Here is a 6,970-nt window from a genome sequence, read left to right on the forward strand (position 1 = left end):
CATTTCCATCGAACAAAAGACCACTTCGCGCAATCCCCGCTCCACCGTCGGCACGGTGACGGAGATTTACGACTATATGCGTCTGCTTTTCGCGCGCGTCGGCGTCCCGTATTCGCCGGCGACCGGACTTCCCATCGAAAGCCAGACGGTCAGCCAGATGGTCGATCGCGTGATGGCGCTGGAGGAAGGCACGCGCCTGTACGTTCTCGCACCAATCGTGCGCGGGCGCAAAGGCGAATACCGGAAGGAAATGGCCGAGCTCCAGAAGAAGGGATTCCAGCGCGTCAAGGTAGACGGTACTTTCTACGAGATTGCGGAGGTGCCGGCGCTCGACAAGAAATACAAGCATGACATCGACGTGGTGGTGGACCGCGTGGTGGTGCGTGACGATCTGACGACGCGCTTGGCGGATTCGCTCGAAACCTGCCTGAAGCTGGCGGACGGACTGGCAATCGCCGAATTCGCCGACAAACCGCTCTCCGAAGCTGCGACCGCCCAAGGCGGCGGCGCCAACAAATCGAAGAACGAGACGCATGAGCGCATCGTCTTCTCTGAAAAATTCGCCTGCCCGGTATCGGGTTTCACCATTCCGGAGATCGAACCGCGGCTGTTTTCGTTCAACAATCCCGCTGGCGCCTGCCCGACCTGTGACGGACTCGGTAGTCAGCGCGCCATCGATCCGAATCTCGTGGTGCCGGACGACAACACGATACTGCGCGAAGGTGCGATCGCGCCATGGGCGAAATCCACATCCCCCTATTACCTGCAGACTCTGGAAGCGCTCGGGCGCGAGTATGGCTTCAAGGTCGGCGACCGTTGGCGTGATCTGCCGGTCGATGGCCGGAATGCGATCCTGAATGGTACCGGCGACAAGAAAATCGTCTTCGACTATGATGACGGCCTGCGTAGCTACCGCACCACCAAGCCGTTCGAAGGTGTCGTGGTGAATCTGCAACGGCGCTGGAAGGAGACGGAATCGGCCTGGATGCGCGAGGAGATCGAGCGCTATATGTCGGCCCACCCCTGCCCTGCCTGCGGAGGACACCGGCTGAAACCCGAGGCACTTGCTGTCAAAATCGACGATCTGCATATCGGCCAGGTGACAGAGATGTCGATACTCAAGGCGGGCGCCTGGTTCGAAGATCTTCCGGAACGTCTCAACGACAAGCAAAACGAAATCGCCGTGCGGATTCTAAAGGAAATTCGCGAACGCCTGCGTTTTCTCAACGATGTGGGGCTCGATTATCTAACGCTTTCACGCAGTTCGGGCACGCTGTCGGGCGGTGAAAGCCAGCGCATCCGTCTCGCCTCACAGATTGGGTCCGGCCTGACGGGCGTGCTTTACGTACTTGACGAACCCTCGATCGGCCTGCACCAGCGCGACAACGACCGCCTGCTGGCGACGCTCAGGCATCTGCGAGACCTGGGCAATACGGTGATCGTGGTCGAGCACGACGAGGACGCGATCCTGACGGCCGATCATGTGGTCGATATCGGTCCCGCGGCCGGCGTTCATGGCGGCCAGATCATCGCCGAGGGCACGCCGCGTGACATCATGGCCAGCTCCGCCTCCGTCACAGGCAGGTATCTGACGGGCGAAATGGCCATCCCCATGCCGGCACAACGCCGCGACATCCCGAAAAAGCGCCGCATCCGCGTTGTGGGCGCGCGGGGTAACAATCTCAAGGATGTGACAGCCGAGGTACCTCTCGGAACCTTTGCCTGTGTGACCGGCGTTTCCGGCGGTGGCAAGTCAACGCTTCTGATCGAGACGCTTTTCAAGTCCGCGTCGCGCCGCATTATGGGCTCGCGCGAACAACCGGCCGAACACGACCGGATCGAGGGTCTGGAACATCTCGACAAGGTGATTGACATCGATCAGTCGCCGATCGGTCGTACACCGCGCTCCAATCCCGCCACCTACACCGGCGCCTTCACGCCGATCCGCGACTGGTTTGCTGGCTTGCCGGAAGCGAAGGCGCGCGGCTACCAGCCCGGCCGCTTCTCTTTCAACGTGAAGGGCGGGCGCTGCGAGGCATGTCAGGGGGATGGCGTCATCAAGATCGAGATGCACTTTCTGCCCGATGTGTATGTGACCTGCGACGTCTGTCACGGCAAGCGCTACAACCGGGAGACGCTGGAAGTCACGTTTAAGGGAAAGTCTATTGCCGACGTGCTCGAGATGACGGTTGACGAGGGGGTGGAATTCTTCGCCGCCGTACCGGCGGTGCGTGACAAATTGACGACGCTTGCCCGCGTCGGGCTCGGATACATCCATATCGGCCAGCAGGCAACGACGCTTTCCGGCGGCGAGGCCCAGCGCATCAAACTTGCCAAGGAGCTGTCGAAACGGGCCACGGGGCGCACGCTCTACATTCTCGACGAGCCGACCACGGGGCTGCATTTTCACGACGTGGCGAAGTTGCTCGAGGTGCTGCACGAACTGGTGGACCAGGGCAATACGGTGGTGGTGATCGAGCACAATCTCGAAGTCATCAAGACGGCCGACTGGGTTCTCGACCTGGGGCCCGAGGGCGGCGCTGGCGGTGGTGAACTCGTGGCGTCCGGGTCTATCGACGACGTGATGGCCGAACCGCGCAGCTATACCGGCAAATTCCTGAAAGAACTTCTGGAGCGCCGGCCGGCCGGCAAGGCGCAGGCAGCGGAGTGAACAGATGAGCACAGGCACCATTCGCGCCGGTATGGGCGGCTGGACGTTTCAGCCGTGGGAAGGAACCTTCTATCCCGACGATCTGGCAAAGAAACGCCAGCTTGAGTATGCATCACGGCAAGTCCCGACAATCGAGGTAAACGGCACCTATTACGGCAGCCAGAAACCTGCCACTTATGCGAAATGGGCAAGCGAAGCGCCGGAAGGGTTTGTTTTCTCACTCAAGGGGAACCGCTTCGTGACCAATCGCAAGGTTCTCTCCGAAGCTTCCGAATCTCTTGAGAAATTTCTCGGTTCCGGGATATCCGAAATAGGCGACAAGCTCGGTCCCCTTGTCTGGCAGTTTGCACCGACCAAAAAGTTCGACCCGGAGGATTTCGAGGGCTTTTTGAAACTTCTCCCGGCCAAGCGTGACGGAATCGCGCTGCGTCACGTGCTGGAAGTGCGACACGATTCCTTCTGTACGCCCGAATTTCCGCAACTCGTGCGCAAATACGGTGCCGCCATCTGCTATGCGCATCACAACACCTATCCTGAGATTGCCGACGTCACGAGCGACTTCGTCTATGCGCGCCTGCAACGCGGCGAGGATGATATTCCGACCGCCTATCCACCGGCGGAACTCGACGCATGGAGCGAGCGAGCCAAACAATGGGCGGGTGGTGGCCAACCGGATGACCTGCCACTTGTTGACCCCGATTTCAAACCGGAGCGCAAACCACGCGACGTGTTCGTTTATTTCATCCATGAAGGAAAGATTCGCGCGCCCCATGCGGCGAAAGCCTTTATGGAGCGTGCTGGCTGAACATCGCGCTCTGCGGAGAACTCAAAACCTTACGCGGAGAATTATAAATTCTTTTCAATATATTGATATTAATAGATTAATTTTATCATTTCACGATTGATATCGGTTCCTGGTTTCGTTCCTTTACCTGCCCTTGTAGGGGCCGAGCCCACGGGCGGCGCGTGAGAATTTCCGATGCTCATGCCAGGGGCGATAGGGTTCCCGGATCGCGAAGACGACACGCAGCACGGGTGCTCGTTCTCCGCTTGCTGCGATTCGAACCTCCGCACTGCCCCGTCTCGCCAGATCCTTGGCGGTGATCATTTGAGCGTCTCCATTGTCGCATCCTCGGTCGATCCTTGCTTCGTTGACGATCACGAGGTTGGCGATCTCACACAGCTCGGCGATGATCGCGCGGGGTGTCTGTGCATCCGTTTCTTTTATCTGCGCTATCACGGCTCCGCTCGGATGACGAAACACGCAGGCATCGTCATTGCACAAAAACCCGCCTTCGCCGGATTGTTTGACAAGCTCGCCACTGGAACCCGTAGCGAGCTTTTCCGGTTTTCGCACAGCGCCAGTCGCCGCAGCGCGCAGCCAGTTCTCGGTGGAGAAGGCGTTGGGACGAGAACGATTGACAGCAAGCGCGCCATCCTGCGTTCGCACGGCAACCAATCTCGCATCTTCGGAGATGAAGACATCGGGCAAATTGCGCGATGCGATCAAACAAAGGCCGAGCCCAAGCAGGGGCAGCGCTGCAAACCGCATTTTCGTCGTCGTGAGGGTCAGGATCGCCAACGCGCCCGTGAGGCTTAACGTGGCGGCGAGCGGAATTGCGCCGGTCGCATCGAATGGCGTGCGGTCGGAAAACCAGTGTGCGATCTTCATCACCGTGGTTATGCCCCACCCCATGAAGGCCAGGGGCCAGGCGTCCAGATTGAAGGGAAGTGTCACCATTGCCGCGACGGCCGACGGCATGACCACAAGCGATACAATGGGCATCGCCGCCAAATTGGCTCCAAGGGCCAACGGCGACGCGCGCTGAAAATGCCAGACGCCGTAAAGTGTGGTGGCAACGCCGGCGATCAACGAGGTCAGGGCGAGCCCGCCGATGTAAATGAGAACAAAACGCAGCACAGCCCGCCAACCTTGCCGCTCGGCACGTCCGTCGTGACCGGAACGTTTTTCACGATTGGCATTCCATGCCGCGTAGCCAGCGATAAGCGCTGCCGTTGCTGCGAACGACATTTGAAACCCCGGTCCGACGATCTCGTGCGGCGCAACGATTAGAACCGCAAGCGCGGCAATCGCGAGATTGCGCAATGTCAGCGCCGCCCTGTCGAACAACATCGCCAGGAGCATAACCGCCAGCATGAGAAACGAACGTTGAGCGGCGACACCCGCTCCCGACACCAGAAGATAGAGAAAGCAGACGAGTAGCGCAGCCGCAGCCGCATATTTTCTCACCGGGTGTCGCGATGAGAAACCCGGAAAGAAGGCAAAGCCGAGTCGTGCCGACCCTATGATGGTAACAGCGGCCAGTGCCATGTGCAGCCCGGAAATGGCCAGGACATGCGCCAGACCGGCCCGCCGCAGGTCTTCGTTGTAGGAGCTGGGGATGCCGCCGCGCATGCCCGTGATCAAGGCAGCAGCGACCTCTCCCTCCGGCCCGCCGACGCGCTCGCGGAGCCGCTCCGCCAAGCCTTCTCGCACTGCCTGCAGATATGACGAGAACCGTTGAGAAAACCCTGCGGGCGTGTCGAGCTCGGTGCGTTGGGGATTGCGCATAAAGAAACCGACAGCGCCAAGCTCATCGAAATAGCTCTCAAACGAAAAATCGTAAGCTTGCGGGCGCACAGGTCCGGAGGGGGCCATGAGCCGGGCCAGCCCTCGAACCCCTTCACCCGGTTTCAAACCCGCAGGGACGGCGCGCGCCGAAAGTCGTACACGTGCTGGTGGATAGCGCAATTGCGGACGCTGGGTTTCCAGAAGTTCCAACGTCAGGCGAATGCGCCCTCCGGCGCGCGGCTCTACGGCAAGCACGCGCCCGGTGACACGTGTGGTAATGTCCGACCCCAGCATAGGCGTGGCGGCACGCCATGTCTCGAGCATGCCCGCCACAAGCCCCAACAGCACAAGAAGCGCTGCAAGCAGTGAGCGCTGCAGACCTGGCCGACCATTTGAGAGGATGATCGCTATCGCGCAAACGGCAACGCCGCTGCCCAGCGCATAAACCGGCGGCTCGACTGGAAGCGCAAAGTAAATCAGCGCGCCGCAGCCCAGCAGTACCGGCAGCCATAGAAACAGGGTTCCCCTCTGGGCTTCCCGCGTTGCGGCGGAGATTATGCCGGCAACGAACGCTGCTGCACGGTCAGCGATCCGCCAGCGTCTCGCCGCGGCGCGAAATGAGGAGCCGCGCCGCAAAGGTTGCGGGTCGACCTTATCCATTTCGGCCGGTCTCGATCCGGTGGCTGCGAACTGTATGCGTTCGTCGCCTTCTGCCGCTGCCGCCTCGCCCCCCATGGCGTGGCCTCCCGTGCAATGCTTGCGCCCCGAGCGTTGTATGCTACATGACAGCCAACCGAACGCCACCTGCGGTATCGCATACCCTCATTCGGACTGCGCGGCCGCGACAATTCCCGGGAAAGATCCATGACAAAGCCCGTCGTCACCCGCTTTGCGCCCTCGCCCACCGGATATCTTCATATCGGCGGTGCACGCACAGCACTCTTCAACTGGCTTTATGCACGCCATATGGGCGGCAAAATGCTGTTGCGCATCGAGGACACCGACCGTCAGCGCTCGACCGATACGGCCACAATGGCGATTCTGGATGGGCTTTCCTGGCTGGGCTTGAGCTGCGACGGCGAGCCGGTCTCCCAGTATGCGCGGGCCGACCGCCACCGCGAAGTGGCAGAGGCACTGGTCGCCGCTGGAGAAGCCTATTATTGCTACAGTTCGCAGGAAGAGCTCGAGGCGATGCGCGAGAAGGCACGCGCCGAAGGACGCCCGCCACGCTACGACGGCACCTGGCGCGACCGCGATCCCGCGCAGGCACCGGATGGCATCAAGCCCGTGATCCGCATCAAGACGCCCCAGAATGGGGAGACAGTAGTCGAGGATCAGGTACAGGGCACAATCCGCTTTCCCAACAAAGACCTCGACGACTTCATTATCCTGCGTTCGGACGGTTCGCCGACCTATATGCACGCCGTGGTGGTCGACGATCACGACATGGGCGTGACGCACATCATTCGCGGCGACGATCACCTGACCAATGCGGCACGTCAAACGGTGATTTACAAGGCGATGGGATGGGAAGTGCCGGTCATGGCACATATCCCGCTCATTCATGGTCCAGACGGCGCAAAACTTTCCAAGCGTCACGGAGCGCTCGGAGTAGAGGCTTATCGCGCCATGGGCTACCTGCCCTCGGCGCTGCGCAACTACCTGGCGCGACTTGGCTGGAGCCATGGCGATCACGAAATCATGTCGGATGACGACATGATTCGCTG

4 protein-coding genes are annotated in these 6,970 nt (G+C 60.5%); 3 read left to right on the forward strand and 1 reads right to left on the reverse strand.

Going from position 1 to position 6,970, the window contains the following annotated elements; genetic code table 11:
• Position 1: 1 nt before the first annotated feature.
• Both uvrA and QZ638_RS21460 read left to right on the forward strand, forming a co-directional pair.
• On the forward strand, positions 2 to 2,671 hold the full coding sequence (uvrA, locus tag QZ638_RS21455) for an excinuclease ABC subunit UvrA (protein WP_295814294.1): 2,670 nt from the start codon (positions 2 to 4) through the stop codon (positions 2,669 to 2,671).
• Positions 2,672 to 2,675: 4 nt separating this feature from the next.
• Positions 2,676 to 3,476: a DUF72 domain-containing protein gene (locus tag QZ638_RS21460; RefSeq protein WP_295814297.1), complete on the forward strand. Its 801-nt coding sequence runs from the start codon at positions 2,676 to 2,678 to the stop codon at positions 3,474 to 3,476.
• Positions 3,477 to 3,599: 123 nt separating this feature from the next.
• Here the strand turns inward: QZ638_RS21460 and QZ638_RS21465 are convergent, their stop codons facing one another.
• Positions 3,600 to 5,978 carry a ComEC/Rec2 family competence protein gene (locus tag QZ638_RS21465; RefSeq protein ID WP_295814299.1) on the reverse strand — a complete coding sequence of 793 codons (2,379 nt, stop codon included), beginning with the start codon at positions 5,976 to 5,978 and terminating at the stop codon, positions 3,600 to 3,602.
• 129 nt (positions 5,979 to 6,107) lie between these two features.
• Between QZ638_RS21465 and gltX the strand changes: the two genes are divergently transcribed.
• Positions 6,108 to 6,970 (forward strand): glutamate--tRNA ligase (gene gltX, locus QZ638_RS21470; RefSeq protein WP_295814304.1); only part of this gene is annotated, 863 nt, incomplete at its 3' end.

The sequence above is a fragment of the uncultured Nitratireductor sp. genome, from assembly GCF_913053745.1.
GTDB lineage: Bacteria > Pseudomonadota > Alphaproteobacteria > Rhizobiales > Rhizobiaceae > Nitratireductor.

Excerpts from the sequence above, each read along its gene's own strand:
- QZ638_RS21465 (WP_295814299.1), bottom strand. The coding sequence starts at position 5,978 with ATGGGGGGCGAGGCGGCAGCGGCAGAAGGCGACGAACGCATACAGTTC.
- QZ638_RS21460 (WP_295814297.1), top strand. The coding sequence starts at position 2,676 with ATGAGCACAGGCACCATTCGCGCCGGTATGGGCGGCTGGACGTTTCAG.